At 60.3% G+C, this 19074-nt stretch carries 18 protein-coding genes; 2 read left to right on the forward strand and 16 right to left on the reverse strand.

Annotated features, from left to right (window positions below):
- Positions 1 to 164 precede the first annotated feature (164 nt).
- The gene (locus tag ACU8HS_RS24220) at positions 165 to 1040 is read left to right on the forward strand and encodes an AraC family transcriptional regulator (RefSeq protein WP_112571177.1); all 876 of its coding nucleotides are present in this window, start codon (positions 165 to 167) and stop codon (positions 1038 to 1040) included.
- A gap of 101 nt (positions 1041 to 1141) precedes the next feature.
- On the opposite strand, the gene ACU8HS_RS24225 is transcribed toward ACU8HS_RS24220, so the two are convergent.
- From ACU8HS_RS24225 to arfA, 12 genes are all read right to left on the reverse strand, one after another.
- Positions 1142 to 1468 carry a hypothetical protein gene (locus tag ACU8HS_RS24225; protein ID WP_112753131.1) on the reverse strand — a complete coding sequence of 109 codons (327 nt, stop codon included), beginning with the start codon at positions 1466 to 1468 and terminating at the stop codon, positions 1142 to 1144.
- A 32-nt stretch (positions 1469 to 1500) separates the two neighbouring features.
- Positions 1501 to 2079 (reverse strand): hypothetical protein, encoded by a 579-nt coding sequence (locus ACU8HS_RS24230; RefSeq protein ID WP_447016370.1) that lies wholly within the window; start codon positions 2077 to 2079, stop codon positions 1501 to 1503.
- An 8-nt stretch (positions 2080 to 2087) separates the two neighbouring features.
- Positions 2088 to 3419 (reverse strand): hypothetical protein, encoded by a 1332-nt coding sequence (locus ACU8HS_RS24235; RefSeq protein ID WP_447016371.1) that lies wholly within the window; start codon positions 3417 to 3419, stop codon positions 2088 to 2090.
- Between the two features lie 115 nt (positions 3420 to 3534).
- Positions 3535 to 5409 carry a TPR end-of-group domain-containing protein gene (locus ACU8HS_RS24240; protein ID WP_447016458.1) on the reverse strand — a complete coding sequence of 625 codons (1875 nt, stop codon included), beginning with the start codon at positions 5407 to 5409 and terminating at the stop codon, positions 3535 to 3537.
- A gap of 170 nt (positions 5410 to 5579) precedes the next feature.
- A complete protein-coding gene (locus ACU8HS_RS24245) occupies positions 5580 to 5927 on the reverse strand; it encodes a hypothetical protein (protein WP_447016372.1) in 348 nt (115 codons plus the stop codon).
- Between the two features lie 106 nt (positions 5928 to 6033).
- Positions 6034 to 6501, reverse strand: coding sequence for an MEKHLA domain-containing protein (locus ACU8HS_RS24250; protein WP_112753135.1), 468 nt, complete (start codon positions 6499 to 6501; stop codon positions 6034 to 6036).
- Between the two features lie 156 nt (positions 6502 to 6657).
- The gene (locus tag ACU8HS_RS24255) at positions 6658 to 7581 is read right to left on the reverse strand and encodes an ArsR/SmtB family transcription factor (RefSeq protein ID WP_112571184.1); all 924 of its coding nucleotides are present in this window, start codon (positions 7579 to 7581) and stop codon (positions 6658 to 6660) included.
- Positions 7582 to 7747: 166 nt separating this feature from the next.
- The gene (locus ACU8HS_RS24260; RefSeq protein ID WP_112571185.1) at positions 7748 to 8572 is read right to left on the reverse strand and encodes a carbohydrate ABC transporter permease; all 825 of its coding nucleotides are present in this window, start codon (positions 8570 to 8572) and stop codon (positions 7748 to 7750) included.
- Position 8573: 1 nt separating this feature from the next.
- Positions 8574 to 9407 carry a carbohydrate ABC transporter permease gene (locus ACU8HS_RS24265; RefSeq protein WP_112703093.1) on the reverse strand — a complete coding sequence of 278 codons (834 nt, stop codon included), beginning with the start codon at positions 9405 to 9407 and terminating at the stop codon, positions 8574 to 8576.
- A gap of 100 nt (positions 9408 to 9507) precedes the next feature.
- Positions 9508 to 10776 carry an ABC transporter substrate-binding protein gene (locus ACU8HS_RS24270; RefSeq protein ID WP_112703039.1) on the reverse strand — a complete coding sequence of 423 codons (1269 nt, stop codon included), beginning with the start codon at positions 10774 to 10776 and terminating at the stop codon, positions 9508 to 9510.
- Positions 10777 to 10917: 141 nt separating this feature from the next.
- Positions 10918 to 12003, reverse strand: a complete 1086-nt coding sequence (locus tag ACU8HS_RS24275) for an ABC transporter ATP-binding protein (protein ID WP_112571187.1) — start codon at positions 12001 to 12003, stop codon at positions 10918 to 10920.
- 62 nt (positions 12004 to 12065) lie between these two features.
- Positions 12066 to 13586: an arabinosylfuranosidase ArfA gene (gene arfA, locus ACU8HS_RS24280; RefSeq protein WP_112571188.1), complete on the reverse strand. Its 1521-nt coding sequence runs from the start codon at positions 13584 to 13586 to the stop codon at positions 12066 to 12068.
- A gap of 259 nt (positions 13587 to 13845) precedes the next feature.
- On the opposite strand from arfA, the gene ACU8HS_RS24285 reads away from it, so the two are divergent.
- Positions 13846 to 14088: a DUF982 domain-containing protein gene (locus ACU8HS_RS24285; protein WP_112571189.1), complete on the forward strand. Its 243-nt coding sequence runs from the start codon at positions 13846 to 13848 to the stop codon at positions 14086 to 14088.
- 348 nt (positions 14089 to 14436) lie between these two features.
- Here the strand turns inward: ACU8HS_RS24285 and ACU8HS_RS24290 are convergent, their stop codons facing one another.
- The 4 genes from ACU8HS_RS24290 to ACU8HS_RS24305 form a co-directional block, all read right to left on the reverse strand.
- Positions 14437 to 16071, reverse strand: a complete 1635-nt coding sequence (locus ACU8HS_RS24290) for an FGGY-family carbohydrate kinase (RefSeq protein WP_447016373.1) — start codon at positions 16069 to 16071, stop codon at positions 14437 to 14439.
- A 164-nt stretch (positions 16072 to 16235) separates the two neighbouring features.
- Positions 16236 to 16964: an SDR family oxidoreductase gene (locus ACU8HS_RS24295; protein ID WP_377313004.1), complete on the reverse strand. Its 729-nt coding sequence runs from the start codon at positions 16962 to 16964 to the stop codon at positions 16236 to 16238.
- A 25-nt stretch (positions 16965 to 16989) separates the two neighbouring features.
- Entirely contained in the window at positions 16990 to 18249 is a 1260-nt protein-coding gene (locus ACU8HS_RS24300) for a sugar ABC transporter permease (protein ID WP_447016374.1), read from the reverse strand.
- Positions 18246 to 19067, reverse strand: coding sequence for an ATP-binding cassette domain-containing protein (locus ACU8HS_RS24305; protein WP_447016375.1), 822 nt, complete (start codon positions 19065 to 19067; stop codon positions 18246 to 18248). The genes ACU8HS_RS24300 and ACU8HS_RS24305 overlap by 4 nt, the downstream gene beginning before the upstream one ends.
- Between the last annotated feature and the right edge of the window lie 7 nt (positions 19068 to 19074).

The following is a 19074-nucleotide window of genomic DNA, read 5'->3' on the forward strand; positions in this document are numbered from 1 at the left end:
GGGCCGGGCGCCATGCTTGCGCATGTCGTCCAAAAATACCGGAAATGGTGCCTGTATTCCTCCCGGCCGTTCTTTCGACCGCGATCTCTTCCTCTTGTGAGAGGGGATTATGCGCATATTCGGCAGAGCGGCCAGAGAAGGATTATGCTTTCGAGGGTAATTTTGTGCTGCAGGATTTGATCGCCAACGGCCAGTCGATGAGGACGGTTTCGCTGCCGCGCGGCCGCCAGCGCCTACACGCCATGCCGACAAGCGCCGGCTATGAGGTGCGCGAAGACGAAACCTATGACTGGGACGGCCGGAAGCGCGGCCAGACACCGTTCACGGTGCTGCAGCACACGATCAGCGGCACCGGCCGTTTGCGCTACCAGAACCGCAACTACAAGCTCCAGAGCGGCGATACGATGATGGTGCTCGTGCCGCATAACCACCGCTACTGGCTGGAAAAGGGCGAACGCTGGGAATATTTCTGGATCTCGATGAACGGCGAGGAGACGCTGCGCATCCACAAGATGGTACTGGCGCTCGCCGGTCCGGTTCTGAAACTGCAGCAGTCGACCATCGATCATCTGGCCGATTGCAGCCTGCGCCTTGTCAAGGGCGCAAACACCCCCGGCTCGGCCTCGGCAATCGCCTATGAAGCCGCCATGGCGCTCTACGACGACATTTTCGGCTCACCCGCCTTCATGGCCGAGCAGAGCGCCATGCAGCCGGTGATCGACCATATCAACGCCAATCTGGAAAAACCGCTGCCGGTCAGCGAGCTTGCGGCGATCGTCGGCCTCAGCCGCGCCCATTTCTCCCGCAGCTTCGCCGAAAGCGAAGGCGTGCCGCCGGCCGAATATGTGCTGCAGCAACGCCTGCAGCGCGCCGCCAAGCTCCTGACCAAGGCGGACTTCCTGCCGGTCAAGGAAGTCTCGATCATGTGCGGCTTCGAGGATGCCAACTATTTCGCCAAGGTTTTTCGGCGTGTCTACGGCATCACGCCGACGGAGTTCCGGACGACGGGCATGTATGCGAGCATCGGCCGTAGCCGGTGAAAGAGCGGTCAAGATGGAACGTAGCCAGATAGCCGCTCGCATGGGAAATGCCTAGCGAAGTCGCGAATCGCCAAAGGCCTAATCACGGATCGCTCGGAACATCACAATACTTTGAATATTCCTTTTGCGCTTTGAAATTCACCGTTCAGTTTCACGACAACCCAATAATCAGGCTGACGATCGGTGCCTAACTGTGCGTGCGCTATTACCGACAAGAACCCATCAGCTTCCGCAGAAGCAGGATCAATTTCTACTTTTATTTGCTGAACTATATCACTACCATATTCATTCCTTGATATGTATACCTCAATTTCTCTCTCACTGAACCCACGGCCTATGAGTTTGAAAGGCTTGTCAACTCCCCAAAAAGCAACCACTGGCCGCTCACTCAATCGCTCGATCTCAACTTTAACGATATCCTCTGACATTTGTACCTCCGGGATCTATCCCCAATTGTGGATTAGTCGTTGTCACCTGATCTGCGGGGTATGAATCCACCTGATCTCGACATTACGCCGCCAGAGCGGGACAATGCGCCGCCCGACCTGGACATTCCGCCCCGTAGATCACTTGAAATTTCGGTCGAGAGCAGAATCTGTTCAAAGGTTCCTGTTTCGACATCGAGCCTCATCGAAAAGTCGCCCTTATCATAAGTCCAAACTCTCATATCTTTGGCGAGAGCTCCAATTTGGGAACCGAGACCTGTTCGGGCACTCGAACCAGGGGAGCGAGACAATCTTTCGTATTCGAAGTCGTTCGGGGCAGGATCGCCGGGATCTGCACCGGCGCCATGGACAACGAAGATTGTTGGCCGCCCCAGTTCGACGAAGGCACCCTCGAACGAGAATGCATAGATTCGCGCAAGATTCGCTCCCTTTGCAGCAAGCTGACTTCTCAGAAAATTGTTGTTTCCGACTTCGGGAGTGATTTCGGGGTCGTAAACGCTGCCTCTGAGGAGCAGATCGCTAAGTGGGCGCCCGAACAAATATACTGATGATATGCCAAGCAGGGTTTCATTGTCTGCCACGTCTGCCTCCATCTACCTGATTATTGACCAATGCCTGATCTCGACAGCAAAACCTGCTCGCGATAGCTCATCCTCGGAAATTCCAGATAATCTATCGGCAGCAAGATCCGCCCGGAGTGAACATGGCTGCGATGCTCGCCGCCTTTGAGGTGCCTGCCGGCATGCAATTCGCCGATCGCCCTCTGACTGAAATTTCTGGCAATGATCCTGGAGAACCGGCCGCCGCTTTCCTCCCGATCGATTGCCAGCATCGTTTCGGCGACGTCGCCATAATCCAGAAAGTCGGGTGCGAGAGCCCAGAGGGTCTCTGCCAGATAGGTGCCGGCGATATCTCGTGCCTCAAGCAGCGCCTCGACGAATCCATCGGAGTTGCGGTCAAAAGCGCGGTCGAAAGCATCTTGCACGGACGCTTCGACAGAGGCATCGAACTCGGCAATATCCGCCAGATCTTCAACCGCCCGCGAAATCAGGCCGCGCGCCACCAGGCTCTCGTGGAAGATATCGACGATGATGTCGAATAGCGCGCCGGTAAGCGGTTGCGAGAGCTCGTGCTCGTCCTTCCAGCCATGAGCGAACTCTTCCATCGTCCTCTTGTTGTTTGCCGAGCGGATCTGGCGATGCGGCGAAAATTCCGAAAAGCGCGACAGGCGATTGGCGCGGTGAAGGTTGCCGCCTGTCTCCTCAAGAACATTGTCGATCACCGAGGGAAAATGCATGGCAGCGATCAGCGACACGCAGTCCGAAAATGCCTCCTGGAAGCCGAGATATTCCGGATATTCGGTTCCCGGCTCCGGCACGCCCAGGACGCTGAAGATGATCGCGTGCCCCACTTCATGGGCCACGACATCGAAATCCAGGCTGAAGGGAAGGATGTGCCCGTCCTTCTCGAACTGGCTGCCGACTTCGAGAAAACCATAGCCGTACTGGGCATTGTTCCACTGCGGCAGGATGGAGATTTCCAGACGGTCGTAATGATCGCGAAAATGCCAGGTGAGCGGCTGGCCGAGATAGCGCTCCCAGACATCCAGCGTGAACCGCACGCAGCCGAACACATGCGCGGCTTCGAAGCCGGGCGTGGAAGGCTGCAGATAGTCGAAATTGCCCCACGCGTCAGGAGCGGCCGGCTCGATGATCCTTCCCGTCCAGGGCGGCAGATACATATAGGGGGTTCCGAGAGGGCCGCGGTTCACACCGTAAGGATTGATCTTGCCGACCGGCTCCACGACGAACATGCGATCGTCGGCCGGACCAGCTTTCACGCTGCCCTGCGGCGACGACACTTCGACAATCTCGGGGCTTGACCGAGCATCTTCAAACGGAGGCTGCACAAAAAGTCTGAACCGGGTGCCCATCCGCTTCCCCCTCAATAGACTTTTCTGAATGCCAGTTTAAGTTGATCCTCGACGCTCGCGACATATTTAGCAAGTACTGAAATAGTACTAGTGGGCTGCCGCCTGCATGCGGGCGCTATTCGGACAGTTCAAGCAGTCTCGAATAGCGTGGATGATCGCGGATGGGATCGAGGTCGGAATCGTTCTTGAACCATAACCGCATCTCGATGCCGACTTGGGGCATCCAGACCTCGAGCAGGTCTATCGCCCGGTCGATTTCGCCGAGCAAGGCATAGGTGCAGGCGGCATTGTACTGAATGTTGATGTCGTTGGGATCGGTCGCGAGCGCGCGCGCCAACCAGTCCAGCGCCATGTCGCGGATACCGAGAAAAGCCAGCGCCGTCGCGCCGAGACATGCGACATTGGCATTTTCCGGATGCAGGTGCAGCTCTTCCTCCGCCTTTTTCAAGGCAATCCGAGCGTAGCTCCTGGCCTTGTCGATTTGCCCCAGCGAACGAAAGACGTTCACAAGCATGATCGGCGCACCATAATCGGCAGGCTTAATCTCCATCGCGCGCTGGAAATATGTCGCCGCCAGCTCGAACTGACCGTCGGTGACGCAGAATTCCGCATAGTACCTGTTGGCCTCGTGGCAATTGGCATCGAGCGACAAAGCCTGCACGAATGCTGAAACCGCCTCGGCGCGATTGCCGGCTACCGCCAGCGCAAACCCCTTGGCGGCATGCGCCTCGGCCAGATTGGGGTCGATAACAAGCGCCCTCGCCGCGTTGGCGAGAATATCCTCCACCGGAATTTCCGAGCCGAACTGGGACCGCAGGCGCGCGTCGCAAACCGCAATACCGGCATAGGCGCGGGCATAGCCCGGATCCAGTTCGATGGCCCTTGCGAAACTCTGCCTGGCCATCAGGTGGTTTGAGCGGGAGGCGATATGATAATATTCACGCCCCCTGAGGAAATGCGTGTAGGCTTCGACATTGCCTGTCGGCGCCTGCTCTATTGCCTTCTTTTCCTCCGGGAGCAGCTTGACCTTGAGTTGCTCGACGATCGCCTTCACGATCTCGTCCTGCATTTCGAAGATATCGGTGAGGTCGCGGTCGTAACGCGCGGCCCAGACATGGCCGTCGCTGGCCGCTTCGATCAATTCCGCATTGATCCTGACGTGATTGTCCACCTTGCGCACGCTGCCTTCCACGATATAGGCGACGCCGAGTTCGGCGGCGATGCGCTGCAGGTTCTCGCTGCGGCCCTTCCACGCGAAGACGGTGTTGCGGCTCAGCACGAACAGGCCCGAAACATTCGACAGATCGGTGATCAGGTCTTCGGTAATGCCGTCGCTGAAAAAATCCTGCTCGGGATCGTTGCTGATATTGGCGAACGGCAGGATGGCGACCGAAGGCTTGTTGACGGGTGCCTTTGTGTGACTACCCGTGACAGGCAGAGCCTCCTCTTTGGGGGCGACATTGCCCCAATCGGCAAAATAGACGTGAACCGGGCGGGCAATGTTCTTGACGGTCACGGCGCCCTGGTCGGCGAAATCCAGATCGAGCTTGTTTGCGACTTCGTGGCGCACGGCCGCCGAACAGGCAATACCACCGGGCGCAGCAAGGGCCTGCAGCCGGACCGCGACATTGATGCCATCCCCGTGAAAATCATCCGCATCAAAGACGATGTCGCCCAGATTCAAGCCTATTCGGAACGCAAAATGCCTGTCTGCCGGGATTCCGGCATTGCGCTCCAGCATGCCGCGCTGGATTTCGACCGCACAACGGGCAGCACTCAGCACGCTCCCGAACTCGACGAGAAAACCGTCGCCCATGACCTTGATTATATGTCCGCCATGGGTCGCGACGGCGGGATCGAAGAGCTCGCGTCGATGCTGGCGAAGGGCATTGAGCGTATCTTCCTCGTTCGCCTCCAGGAGACGGCTGTAGCCCACCACATCGGCGGCAAGAATAGCCGCCAAACGACGTTCAACAAGCTCTGCGCACATGCCCGTCTCCCCAACGCGCTGGTGGCAATACTTCTCAATTCTAGCAGCAAGAAAGTAATGTTGCCGAACGATCGGTTGACTTACAACAAAAATCTCCCTCTGCCACCAAGGCGGCACCCGCCATCTTCCGGATTGCATCGTCTGGCTGAAAATTTTTCTTTGGGCAGGCCTCACCCCAACATCTGCATCGAGCCCAGCCCCAGAATATCGTTCAGCAACGCGATCCCCATGCCGATCGCCACGATGGCGAGGCCGATCAGGAACAGGCGCCGTGAGCGGTCGTATTTTTCGGCGATCAGGGAATCCCGCGCCGGCAGGTCGGCGAATACCTTCACCGGGAGGGCGATGCCGACGGTCAGAAACAGCATCGGCGCAATGTCGATGGCGCTCCAGTCATTGGGGTTGGAGACCCAGCGGCCGATGAAGTTCAGCGAGAAACCGAGAATGATCCCCGCCGCCGTCAATGAGCCGTTGCGGAACGTTGCGTCGATCTTCTCTTCTGGATCGGGCTGTAGCATCTCGCTTCCCGGAAGACGTTTCCATAAAGAAAGTCAGAAGCGACCGGGATCGGCAAGTCTTCTGCATTCCGGGCAAGCGCGGCATGAAACCAGGCACGGCGACGATCTAGGAGGGCGGCACCTCGGCCCACTGCGAAAATGTCGCCGCCTGGCCGAAGTCCTGTCCTTCCGCGTTCCGCAGTTGCCAGACTATGCCGTCTTCCATCCAGAACCGGCTCCCCGATTTCGTGACCCGGACGCCGCGATAGCCCGCCATGAAACCGTTTCGTGCCACCGCGTCGAGCAGAGCCTGACGCTCCGACCGCTCGCCGGGGCCGGCGGACAATCGGGATTGCAGCTTTACGAACTCGCTCCAGCTATAGCCGAAACGCCTCTGCGCGGCACAATTGGCATAGACGAAGACGGGATCGGCAGCCGTGTTGTGTGCAAGCACGACAAACGGGGCATCGCCATAGAGCCATTCAGGCCCCCGGTCCCTGGGCAGAAGGTCTCTGCCGACAAGGCGCCGGAAGCTGCCGGTGAGAAGTTCGAAGAATTCGGGATCGTTCGGGTTCAACTGGCCGTTCAACTGCATCTCATGTCCTTCTTCGGTGCGCCGCTCCGCGGGCCTTGTTCCCATCTAGTCGGGGGATATGGCAGCGGTGCGGCAAAGAAGCTTTCCTGCTGAAACGGGAGGCAGGGGCGGGCAGCCCGATTGCGCCCGTTGCGACAATCGGGCTGCCGCCGTCCGTCAGAAATAGATCGACATGACCAGATCCTGGTCGAAATCGCCGAACCCCTTGCCGAAGAGGTTCATGCCGCCGGGATTGTCGGCGTTTTCGTCGATGCCGATACGGAAGCGGATCGAGTGATGGTCGGCGATACCGAGCGAGGCGATGGTCTGGGTTGAAACCATGGCGCCGTCGATCCACGTGCCGGTCTCGTCGATCGTCCAGGTCTTGAGCTTGCCGTATTGCGAGCCCGAGAGCTTCCACCAGGACGGCGAATACATGCCGCGGCGATCGCCGTAATCGCCGGGCGAGGTCCAGTGGCCCGCCTTGATGCCGTTGACCCATATCGAAATGTCGGAAGGCCAGTTGGCATTCGTGGCCGGCGTCTCGGAGCTCAGCTCGGCGGTGAATTCGACCTTGCGGATTTTCTTGCCCGTCACCTTGGCATTGTTCGGGAATTTGTACTCGACGTAACCGCGGGTAAACCAGAGCAATGCCGCCTGCATGCGCTGCGGATCGAGGAAGACCTCCTGCACGTCCAGCATGCCGATGACGTTGTTGACCGAACAGAGGCCGCAGGGCGCTTCCACGTCGAACTCGGTGAAGAGGCCGATCGGCATGCTGACGGTCACGACGTCCTCGCTAGCCTTGGTGCCGTTGGTATCGAAGCGGATGAGGATTTCGTCGTAGATGCTGGAGCAGACCTTCTGATTTCCCTTGGTCGCCTTCATCGTCTGCGTCTGGATGAGGCCCGCCTGCTCGAGCGATTTCAGGTTGGTTGCCGTCGTCGATTGCGGCAAGCGCATCTGCGCCGCGATGTCGTTGACATTCAGCGGCCCCTTCTGGCGCAGCAGGTTGAGGATTTCGATACGCGTCGGGGAACCGAGTGCCTGGACGACATCAACGTCCCTCATCGGATCGACGGTCAGAAGTTTCGTCTCCATACCTTGATACTGGTTCTCCAGTCTTTCTTGTTGGTTTCCGCTGATATCACGGCGTCATGTCCCATGTCGCCGCTCTTTTTCGGGGGCGCCGGCCCGCGCCTCGGGAGAGCTGTCGCGGACCGGCAGGGCCTTCTCACCTCGGCCCGGAAGCAAATCTCTCATGCGCCTATCCCTTGATGCCCGATGACAGCATCAGGGCCTGCGTTACCCGCTTCTGGAACAGGAGGTAGGCGACGGCGACCGGCATCGCGGCAAGGATCGCAACCGCCATATCGCGCGCATATTTGACGCCGAAGGCGTCCCTCGTCTGGGTGATGCCGACGGTGATCGTCATCATGTCGTCGGAGTTGGTGACGAGGAACGGCCAGAGGAAGGCGTTCCAGGCCATGATGTAGGTGATGATCGCAAGCGCGGTGGTAATGCCCCAGTTCAGCGGCAGATAGAGCTTGAACAGGATCTGGAATTCGCCGCAGCCGTCCAGCTTGGCAGCTTCGCGCAGCTCCTTCGGCACGGAATCGAAGAACTGCTTGTAGACGATGACGACGACCGGGACGATCAGCTGCGGCAGGACGATGCCGCCCCAGGTATTGATCAGGTTCAGCTTGTGCATCAGCACGAATTGCGAAATGACCAGCGCCTGCGACGGCACCATGAAGCTTGCCAGGATGATGCCGTAGAGAAGCCTGCGGCCGGGAAAGACGATCTGCGACAGCGCGTAGGCGCACATGACACTGATGAGGATGACGACAACAGTGACCGTCACCGACGTCACGATCGAGTTCAGGTACCAGGTCGACAGCTTCGTCTCGAAAAGCGCGTAATAATAGGCCGAGAAGTTGAGGACGTCGGGAATAAGCGTGGTCTTGTTGACCACATCCTGTTCCGGCTTGATGGATGTGACGATCGCCCAGTAGATCGGGAAAGCCCAGGTGCAGGCGATCACCAGCGTCAGGATAAGAAGCAGCGCGTTGCCGATTGTCTTGCCGGGCATCTCAGCGCTCCCTCACGCGCAGAAGCTGGTACTGCAGCACGGAAACGACGACGATGATCAGGAACAGGATCACCGCGACCGCGGAGCCGAGACCGCCGTGGTTCGAGCGGAAAGCCTCACGATAGACGAGCTGCAGGAGCACATAGGTGGAATTGAAGGGGCCGCCCTCGGTCAGAAGATAGACCTGGTCGAAGATCTTGAGCTGCAGGATGAGCTGCAACGTCAGCACCAGCGCCGTCACCGGCCAGATCAGCGGCCAGGTGATGCGCTTGAAACATTGCCAGCGCGTCGCGCCGTCGAGCATCGCCGCCTCGTAATAGTCGTTTGGAATGTTGCGCAGGCCGGCAATGAAGAGCAGCAGGTTGAAACCGTTGGTCCACCAGACAGTCACGAGCGCCACCATCGGCATGGCCCAGATCGGATCGCGAAAGACGCTGACGCGCGCGCCGGTGAAGGCTTCGATGATGAATTGCGCGATCCCGAATTGCTGGTCGAGAACCCATTTCCAGATCTGCGTGACGACGGAAACGGGAAGGATGTAAGGAATGAAGAAGAGCACGAGAACCAGGCTCTGCATCCAGCCTTTCAGGCGCACGACCATCAGCGCAAGGCCAAGGCCGATCAGCGTGTTCGGGAGGACCGTCAGCACGACGAAATAGCCGGTGTTCCAGACCGAAGTGTAGAAGAGCTTCTGGTGGAAGAGCCTCACATAATTGTCGAAGCCCACCCATTGGCCTTCGCCGACAAGCGGGGCGTCGGTAAAGCTCAAGGCGAACATCTTGTAGACCGGATAGGCAAAGACGGTCGCATAGGCGATCAGGAACGGTGCGATCATGACGATCGCCGTCAGCGTCTTGCGTCGCTTTTCAGTGTTGACCACAGATCATCTCCCTGGACGAAGGACTGGCCGGAGGCGGGCTCCGGCCAGCGACTTCCTACTTCTGGCTTTCCAGCTCTTCGCGCATCTGGTCGATCGCATCTTCCGGATCGAGCTGACCGTTCAGTGCCGGAACGACGAAGTTCTGCGTTGCTTCGTAGATCGGGCCGGCAACACCCGCGAGCTTGGAGACCGGGTCGAAGACGGCGGTATCGGCAAGCTTCGCATAGGTGGCGTTCGGCTGCATCTCCTTGAACTCCTTGCTGTCCGTCACCGGCTTGTAGGCCGGGATGTGGCCGGCGCTTGCCCAGGAGATGCTGTGCTCGTTCATCCAGGCAATGATCTGCAGCACGGCCTTCAGCTTTTCAGGGGTGATGGGCTTGCTGTCGCTGTTCGGGACGGCGAAGGAATGCGAATCCGCCCAGGTGGCCTGCGTGCCCATCAGGTTCGGGATTTCGATGGCGCCCCATTCGAAGCCAAGCTCGCCCTTCTTTGCGAGGTCGGTCATCGTCGGCACTTCCCAGACGCCGTTGATATGCATCGCGGCCTTGCCCGAGGTGAAGAGCGCGATCGAGGCTTCATAGGAAATCAGTTTCGGCGAATAGCCCGAGGAAACCCAGTTCGCCATGGTCTTAAGCGCCTTCACGCCGGCATCGCCCGGCAGGATCTGGTCGCCGTCGATGAACTTGGCGCCCTGCTGGGAGAGCAGCGTGTAGAAGACGCGCCACATGGAGCCGCCTTCATCCGTGTGCAGCGACAGCGGATATTCGACCTTGCCGGTCGCCTTGATCTTGTCGAGGGCGGCATTGAAATTGTCGAGACCGTCGAGGCCTTTCGGCAGGCCGTCATCGCCAAGCAGGCCGGCTTCCTTCAGGATGGTCTTGTTGTAATAAAGAACGATCGAGTGCACGTCGAAGGGAATGCCGTAAACCTTGTTGTCGAAGGTCGCCTGTTTCCAGGCCGCATCGACATAGTTTTCCTTCTTGATGCCGGCGGCCGCTAGCTCCTCGTCCGTGAAAGGACGCAGGATGCCCGTCGGCACGGCCAGCGGATAGCGCGACATGTGATAGGTCATGATATCGGGCTGCTGACCGACGGCGGCGGACGTCTGCACCTTGGTGTAGAAGGGCACACCCCATTCAAGCGTCGTGGCATTGATCTTGATGTCGGGATGCGTGTCGTTGAATTCCTTGATGAGGGCCTTCATGCGCACGCCGTCGCCGCCGCTGAGGAAATCCCACCAGGTAATGTCTGTCTGCGCGAATGCGGCGGCCGAGGGCAGCAAGGCAATGGCCGCCGAAACGGCAAGTTTTAAGATCTTTCTCACGTTTGTTCCTCCTCTAAGGCATAGGTTGAAATTACCCCGCTGCACGGGGCCGCTTCTGTCGCCGGCCTCCTCCAAAGGCTTGCGACCACGTCTCCTGCATTCCGTCCCGGTTTCCGGGGCGAACTTCCGGATTCCGGTCAATCAGCTGAGCCTTCTGCCTTCGGCATCGAAAGCCAGCATCTCAGGCACTCTCAGCGAGAGGCTGATCTTCTCCTTCGGCTGGGGCCTGCTTTCGCGGCACTCGACCGTCATTTCCGCATTGGTCGCGGTCAGCACGTGAAGATATCCGGTGCCGCCAAGCTCCTCGGTAAACTCGGCAGTGACAGGCAGCACCAGGCCTCCGTTGCCAGAACCAAGCCCGATATGTTCGGGCCTAACGCCGATATTGATGGCTGCGCCCTCGGCAACAGGCGTGCGCGTCGGCAGATCGAAAACCTGGCCCGGCGCGTCGTCGAGCTCGATCCGTGCCGAACCCTGGCCGGCAACGATGACCTTGCCCTTCAGGAAGTTCATGCCCGGCGAGCCGATGAAGCCGGCAACGAACATGTTCTGCGGATTTCGATAGAGTTCCAGAGGTGCGCCGACCTGCTGGACGATGCCCTGCTTCAGCACGACGATCTTGTCGGCAAGCGTCATCGCCTCGACCTGGTCATGGGTGACGTAGACCATCGTCGCGCCGATCTGCCGGTGCAGGCGGGCGATCTCCATGCGCATTTTCACACGCAGCTCGGCATCCAGATTGGAGAGCGGCTCGTCGAACAGGAAAACCCGCGGTTCGCGCACGATGGCGCGGCCGATCGCCACGCGCTGGCGCTGGCCGCCGGAGAGCTGGCTCGGCTTGTGCTGGAGATAGTCGGTCAGGCGAAGGATATCGGCCGCCGCCTTCACCTTCTCCTGGATCTCCGCCTTCGGGCGCTTGGCGATCGAAAGGCTGAAAGCCATGTTTTCGAAAACGGAAAGATGCGGGTAGAGCGCATAGGACTGGAAGACCATGGCAACGCCGCGCTTCGACGCTTCCCTGTGCGTGACATCCTCGTTCTCGATGCTGATCTGCCCGCCGCTCGTTTCCTCGAGCCCTGCAATCATCCTCAGCAGGGTCGATTTTCCGCAGCCGGAAGGGCCGACGAAAACGGCAAACTCGCCCTGCTCGATCTCGATATCGACGCCGTGGATGACCGCAAACGACCCGAACGACTTCCTGACGTCTTTCAGCTTGATTCCAGACATGTATCCTCCCGATAGGCAGGCCAGATGGGGCAGCCTCCTCCGCTGCCCCGATGGCAATCGGCTTACGCCGAGGCGACGGACAGCAGGACGAAATGATAGGATTTCGCCGGCAGCGATCCGGTGAGCCTGCCGTCGTCGGCAATCTGGAGGCCGGATCCTGCCTTCGGCACGATGCGGTTCTGGTCCTCGACGGAGTTGCGCGCCTTCAGGTCCTCTCCCGCCATCGTATGGTGCTGGAGGATCTTGGCGCCCTTGAAGCCCTGCAGGGCGACATCGAGATCGATCGCCTCGTCGAGGCTGCGGTTGATCGCAAAGAGCGCGATGCTCTTGCCGTCCTCCTGCAGCACGGCCGAAAGATCGAGATAGGGAACGTCCTGCGCCACATCGCAATCATAGGTCGGCCCGGCGGCCGAAACCGCAAGCGCGGTGCCGCGGCCGTATTTTGATGCGAACTGCAGCGGATAGTAGATCGACTGGCGCCAAGCCGGTCCGCCCGCCTTGGTCAGGATCGGGGCAATGACGTTGACGAGCTGTGCCATGCAGGCGATCTTGACGCGGTCGGAGCGGCGGATGAAGACGTTGATCAGCGAGGCGACGAAGATCGCGTCCTCGAGATTGTAGAGTTCTTCGAGCAGCGGCGGCGCTTCCGGCCAGTCCCAGTTCTTGTAGCGCTGGTCGTCTTCCTTGCGGTCGTGATACCAGACGTTCCATTCGTCGAAGCAGATCTTGACGTCGCGCCTGGAGCGCTTCTTCGCCTTGATATAGTCGATGACGCCGCCGATCGTGACGATATAGCGGTCGAGTTCCATCGCCTTGGCATAATAGTTCAGCGTGTCGTTTTCCTCGTTGCCGAAATATTTGTGCAGCGAGATGTAATCGACGCTGTCGTAGCTCGCATCGAGAACCTGCGCCTCCCACTCGGGATAGGTCTTCATCTTGTCGTTGGACGAACCGCAGACGACGGTCTCGAGCGTCTTGTCGAAATATTTGAAAGCCTTGCTCACCTCGTTGGCAAGCAGGCCATATTCGGTTGCGGTCTTGTGGCCGACCTGCCAGGGACCGTCCATCTCGTTGCCGAGGCACCAGATACGAACATTGTGCGGGTCCTTGTAGCCATGCTTGGCGCGCAGGTCGCTCCAGTAGGTACCAGCAGGATGATTGCAATATTCAAGGAAATTGCGGGCGTCGTTGAGGCCGCGCGAACCGAGGTTCATCGCCAGCATCATCTCGGTCTTGGCGAGCTTCGACCAGTCGGCGAATTCGTTGACGCCCATCTGGTTGGTCTCGCGGGTCCGCCAGGCCAGGTCGAGACGCGTGGGGCGCTGGTCGCGCGGGCCGATGCCATCCTCCCAATGATAGGCCGACACGAAGTTGCCGCCGGGATAACGCACGATCGGCATGTCCAGATCGCGCACCATATCAAGAACATCGGTACGGAAACCGTTCTTATCAGCTTTTTCGTGACCCGGCTCATAAATGCCGGTGTAAACGGCACGCCCCATATGCTCCAGGAAGGAGCCATAGACACGCTTGTCGACGGTCGAGATCGTAAATTCCCTGTTGAGGGTCGCTTTAGCCCGCATGGATGTTCCTCGTTTATTGAATTTGATTTTCGGGCACGCTAATCTGTTCGATTTTATTAATCAAGTATTTTGTTTCATATCAAAAAATCAGTTTTAGTGTGACGTCGGAAACTCGAAACCCCATGAAAAATCAGGCATTCCGGTCGCGGTTTCCCGTCGCGGCCCGGCCATAAAGCCCAGATTAACCAACCCATCTCCGGCGCGGGAACCAAACTCCGCCCTGCCGCGTTGTGGGGCTCGCACAGGAGGAGGAAACCAGATGCCAAACGAACAATGGAGCGAGCCGGTCGAAATCGAATTCGACAATGCCGGATCCCGGACCGTCAAAGGCCCGTTCGACGCCCTCATCTATCTCCACGACATGTGGCCGCGGCGCACGGGCGCGAAATTCGTCAAGGCAAGCAACGCCTGCAAGGGCGCGATCGAAGGACGCGTCAGCCTGGAGGCGGCAAGGGAGGATTTTCTGGCCGCAGCCGCGGAAGTGAATGTGAGCCGGCATTGAGGCCAAAAAGGGCAGACGCTGGGGCAGCGTCCAGCCAGGTTTTTCGGAGGCAAACGCCATGCGCGCCTTATTGATATCACTCCTGTCCCTGGCGGCGGTAACGGTTGCGACCGGCCCAGCCGTGTCTGCCGACATGATCCAAGGCTATGAACGGCCGGCTGCCGTCAAACATCGGTCGAGGCCGGTTGTCCGCGCCCATTACGCCGAGCGCCGGCGTCTCGACTGCAGCGATATGATTGTCGAATATCGCTATATTCCGCGCACGGAAACCGTGACCATGTGCTACCGCGTAAGGCGATAGACGTTTTTTCGGACTGCCCTGAGAGCCGAGCCGGCAGGAGGCGGCTTTCAGACCTGCCGCAATGCGCGCGCCAGGGCCTGAAGCTGCTTGAACCCGTCATAGCGCTTTGCATGAAGATCGGCGACCGCTCCTTCTGCGGGCAGATATGTCCGCTCGGCAGCGGAGAGCTTCGTCATTGCCGCGCGCATGTCCGAAAACAGTCCTCCGGCGACGGCGCCGAGAATGGCGGCGCCGAGCAGGACCGGCTCCTCGGCCTTCGTTGCGATCACCGCTTTTCCGCTCGCATCCGCAAGCATCTGGCGGACGAAATCATGCTGGCCGGCGCCGCCGCTGATGACGATGTTCTCGATGATGACGCCGGCATCCGCCTGCGTGTCGATGATCTGCCGGAGCCCATAGCCGATGCCGAAGAGACCTGCGACATAGAGCGAGACCAGGCTGTCGATATCCCGCTCCATGTCGAGACCGGCGATGACGGCCCGGGCATGGGGATCGGCAAAGGGCGCGCGGTTTCCAAGGAATTCCGGAACGACGTGCAGGCCGGCCGCGAGCTTGACGGCATCCGAAGAATGCGCCGCTTTTTGTGCGGCCATGTCGGCCAGAAGGACCGGCAGCGGAACGCCGTTGCGCTTCGACAAGTCCTTTGCGTCTGCAGCGGCAGGATGGAAAGACAGCAGCTGATCGATGGCGGCACCCGCCGCACTTTGCCCCCCCTCGTTCAGCCACATGCCCGGCACCATGGCCGAATAATAGGGACCCCAGACGCCCGGCACGAAAGCCGGCTGCGATGTCGATGTCATCGTGCAGGAGGAGGTGCCGAAAACATAGCCGAGATTGGCTTCGGGGCCGGCCCCGATGCCGACCGTTCCGATGCCGCCGGCATGGGCATCGATCAGGCCGGCCGCAACCGCCGTTCCGGGATCGAGGCCGAGTTCGCCGGCAGCCGCGGATGTGAGGCCGCGGCCAAGCGCGCTGCCGGGTTCGACGATCGCCTGCCCGATGCGGGCAAAACCCTCGTCTGCCAGCGCGCCGAGGCCGATCCGGTGGAAGTAGCTGGCGTCCCAGCGCTTCTCGTGGGCGAGATAGGTCCACTTGCAGGTTACGGTGCAGACGGAGCGCGACAGGTCGCCGGTCGCCCGCCAGGTCAGGAAGTCCGCAAGATCGAAGAATTGCCAGGCGGCATCGAAGACCTGCGGTCGGTTTTCCTTCAGCCAGAGCAGCTTCGGCGTTTCCATCTCGGGCGAGATACGCCCCCCGACATAGCGCAGCACGTCATGCCCGAGCGCGTTGATGCGCTCCGCCTGCGGGACGGCGCGATGGTCCATCCAGACGATGATATCCCGGTTCGGATCTTCCGAAGGGCCGACCGGCAGCGGCCTGCCGCCTTCGCCGAGCACGACGAGCGAGCAGGTGGCATCAAAACCCAGACCGGCGACCGAGGCAGGATCGATGCCGCTTGCGGCAACAACCTCGCGGACGGCGGCGCAGACTGCCGCCCAGATTTCGCTGCTCGACTGCTCGACGATCGAGCCCGCCTCGTGAAACAGCGTGATATCCCGCTTGGCCGATGCCAGCATCCGGCCATCGAGATCGAACAGGCCCGCGCGGGCGCTGCCGGTCCCGACATCGACGCCGATGACATGTTTGGCACCCGCTGGTGGCGCGTGTGAAGTGTCGCTCATGGTCTCTCGATTCAAATCGGCAGTTTCAGGTTCTAGCGCATGTCCGTCTTCTTCAAATGACAGGCACGCTCTATCTCTTTGTTTTCACGCAATTGCACGGGCAAGACCGCTTCACGCTCCTGCCGGAATTGCTCTAGAGCAATCCGCAACCGGCCCTGTCAACCTCAGAGGTCGACGCTGTTCGGCAGGATCACAAGATCGCGGACGGTGACATTGCGCGGCCGCGACAGCATGAAAAGCACGGCATCGGCCACCTCCTTCGGCTGCATCAGGCTGCCATTGGCAAGCGCCTCTTCCATCTTGGCCTTCGGCCAGTCATCGAGGAGCGCGGTGACAACCGGCCCCGGAAGCACGGCGCCGACACGCACGCCATGCTGCGCAACCTGACGGCGGGTAGAATGGACGAAGGCCTGAACGGCAAATTTCGAGGCCGTATAGATCGGCTCCCAGACCACCGGCACGACGCCGGCAATCGAACTCGTAAACAGGATATCGCCGGACTTTTGCGCGATCATGTGCGGCAGCACCGCATGGACCGAGCGGAAGGCCGCATTGATGTTGAGGTTCAGCATGCGGTCCCAGGCATCCGGATCACCTTCGGCGACCGGGCCGCCGATATAGGCGCCCGCATTGGCGTGGAAAATATCGAGCCGGCCGGCCAGTTCCAAAATGCGCGGCAGCATGCCGGAGACTTGCGGGCCATCGAGAAGATCGACGACGAGCGGCAGGGCGCCATCGCCGATTTCCTTGCAGAGCGCCTCGAGCTTGTCCTTGGCACGGTCGACGAGCACGACGGTTGCGCCTTCGGCATGTAGCGTACGGGCGCATTCCAGGCCGATGCCGGAGGCCGCGCCGGTAATGGCGGCAACCTTGCCCTTCATGAGATCAGTCATGCGAATACTCCTTGAGAATGGGTAATCAGGCGCGGCCGTGGCTGACACGGGACCGGCGGGCAAGCGAATCGACGATGACGGCGATCGCGAGCACAGCGCCTGTGATCATGTAGCGAAGCGACGAGCTGAGGTTGAGAAGCGTCAGCCCGTTGGAAATCGCCTGGATGACGATGATGCCGAGCAGAGCGGAATAGGCGCTGCCGCGGCCGCCGAACAGGCTGGTGCCGCCGATGACCGCCGCCGCAATGGCGTTCAGGTTCACGTCGCCCGTGCCGGCCTGCTGGCTGGAGGAGGCAAGCCGCGAAGCCGAAAGAATGCCGCCGATCGTGGCAAGCGTCGAGCAGAGCACGAAGGCGCTCAAATAGATGCGGCGCACATTGATGCCGGCGCGGCGCGCAGCCTCGCGATTGCCGCCGACGGCAAACATCGAGCGGCCCCATTTGGTGCGGGTCAGCGCATAGTTCAGGACAACGGCGATGGCGACGAAGAGGCCGAACATCCACGGCACGCCGCGGCCGAGATTGAGATAATAGACGGCAAATTCCAGCGCCGCGGTAAGGACGATGGCCTTGACCGCCAGGGCACCGACCGGTGGCGAGGACAGGTTCGAGGCCTGTCGCCGGCCGCGCTTGCGCATTTCGTTGACGACGAGGATCAGGCCCGGCAGCAGCGCCAGCAGGTAGGACAGCCAGTCAGGCATGACGAGGATCTGGCCGAAACGGACGAGCGGCGAGGCATAGGGCAGATTGATGCTGCCTGTCGGCCCGAGAATATAGAGCTGCATGCCGAGCAGCGCGAGCAGGCCGGCAAGCGTGGCGACGAAACTCGGCATGCCGAGCCTGTTATACAGGACCGCATAGAGCGAGCCGACGATAATGCCGGCAACGATCGCAACCAGGATTGCGAGCGGGATCGGCCAGCCCATATTGACCCAGAGCACGCCGAGAATGGCGGAGGAAAGACCGCTCATCGAGCCGACCGAAAGGTCGATTTCACCCAGCATCAGCACGCAGACGATGCCGAGCGAGATGACGCCGACGGTGGCGCAGTCGAACAGCAGGTTGACGAGGTTGTTGGGGGCCAGAAATACCGGATTGAGCAGCGAAAAGACCGTGGAAATGACGATCAGGCCGACGAAAACCGGCAGCATGCCGAGATCGCCCGAGCGCACGCGGTCGAAGAAGGCCTTGACCATGCCCGTAACGTTGTCGTCGTGGCGCACGCGTTCGTCGCTGCGGTCGAGGGCGGCCGACTGGGGGATCGTCTCTGACATCTTCTGGCTCATGCGGGCCTCCCGCTGGTTTCATGTGCGCCACCCGTCTTGCGCTCGATCCGCCGGGAGACGGCGTTTTCGGTGGCGCCGGTAATGGCGGCGACGAGTTCCTGGTTGGAAGAATCGGGCGTGAAGACACCGTTGTTGCGCCCGAGGCGCAGCACGACGATACGGTCGGCAACGGCGCGCACGTCTTCCATATTGTGGCTGATGATGATGACGCCGAGGCCGCGTTCGCGCACGCGCTCGATCAGGTTCAGCACTTCCGCGGTCTGGGCCACACCGAGGGCCGCGGTCGGCTCGTCGAGCATGATGATCTTCGGATCGAGCAGCAGCGAGCGGGCAATGGCGACGGTCTGGCGCTGGCCGCCCGAAAGCGATGCGATCGGCTCGCGCACCGAGGGGATGCGGGCGGCGAGCTCTCTCAAAAGCGTCCAGGCGCGCACTTCCATGGCAACCTCGTCGAGGCTCCAGGGAGAAAGTTCATGGCCGAGGAAAAGGTTGGCGACGACATCGAGGTTTTCGCAGAGCGCGAGATCCTGGAAGACGGTGGCAATGCCGAGTTCCAGCGCCTTGCCGGGACTGTCGAGCGTGACGGTCTGGCCACAGAACTCGATCGTTCCGGACGAGGGCTGATGCACGCCGGCCAATACCTTGATCAGCGTCGACTTGCCGGCGCCGTTGTCGCCGACCAGCGCCACGACTTCACCGGCCTTCACCTCGAGTTCGATATCGGTCAGCGCCGAAACCGCGCCGAAATTCTTGGAAATATTGCTCAACCGGAGGATCGTCTGGCCCTTCTCCGGCATATCCTTCACATCCCTGCTCATGGGGCAG

This window comes from Rhizobium sp. KDH_Rht_773_N (assembly GCF_052946295.1).

Coding starts and splice junctions, on each gene's coding strand:
- ACU8HS_RS24235 (WP_447016371.1), bottom strand. CDS start 3,419: ATGGGCACCCGGTTCAGACTTTTTGTGCAGCCTCCGTTTGAAGATGCT.
- ACU8HS_RS24245 (WP_447016372.1), bottom strand. CDS start 5,927: ATGCTACAGCCCGATCCAGAAGAGAAGATCGACGCAACGTTCCGCAAC.
- ACU8HS_RS24305 (WP_447016375.1), bottom strand. CDS start 19,067: ATGAGCAGGGATGTGAAGGATATGCCGGAGAAGGGCCAGACGATCCTC.
- ACU8HS_RS24230 (WP_447016370.1), bottom strand. CDS start 2,079: ATGGAGGCAGACGTGGCAGACAATGAAACCCTGCTTGGCATATCATCA.
- arfA (WP_112571188.1), bottom strand. CDS start 13,586: ATGCGGGCTAAAGCGACCCTCAACAGGGAATTTACGATCTCGACCGTC.
- ACU8HS_RS24240 (WP_447016458.1), bottom strand. CDS start 5,409: ATGTGCGCAGAGCTTGTTGAACGTCGTTTGGCGGCTATTCTTGCCGCC.
- ACU8HS_RS24225 (WP_112753131.1), bottom strand. CDS start 1,468: ATGTCAGAGGATATCGTTAAAGTTGAGATCGAGCGATTGAGTGAGCGG.
- ACU8HS_RS24300 (WP_447016374.1), bottom strand. CDS start 18,249: ATGAGCCAGAAGATGTCAGAGACGATCCCCCAGTCGGCCGCCCTCGAC.
- ACU8HS_RS24255 (WP_112571184.1), bottom strand. CDS start 7,581: ATGGAGACGAAACTTCTGACCGTCGATCCGATGAGGGACGTTGATGTC.
- ACU8HS_RS24265 (WP_112703093.1), bottom strand. CDS start 9,407: ATGATCGCACCGTTCCTGATCGCCTATGCGACCGTCTTTGCCTATCCG.
- ACU8HS_RS24260 (WP_112571185.1), bottom strand. CDS start 8,572: ATGCCCGGCAAGACAATCGGCAACGCGCTGCTTCTTATCCTGACGCTG.
- ACU8HS_RS24295 (WP_377313004.1), bottom strand. CDS start 16,964: ATGACTGATCTCATGAAGGGCAAGGTTGCCGCCATTACCGGCGCGGCC.
- ACU8HS_RS24290 (WP_447016373.1), bottom strand. CDS start 16,071: ATGAGCGACACTTCACACGCGCCACCAGCGGGTGCCAAACATGTCATC.
- ACU8HS_RS24250 (WP_112753135.1), bottom strand. CDS start 6,501: ATGCAGTTGAACGGCCAGTTGAACCCGAACGATCCCGAATTCTTCGAA.
- ACU8HS_RS24285 (WP_112571189.1), top strand. CDS start 13,846: ATGCCAAACGAACAATGGAGCGAGCCGGTCGAAATCGAATTCGACAAT.
- ACU8HS_RS24275 (WP_112571187.1), bottom strand. CDS start 12,003: ATGTCTGGAATCAAGCTGAAAGACGTCAGGAAGTCGTTCGGGTCGTTT.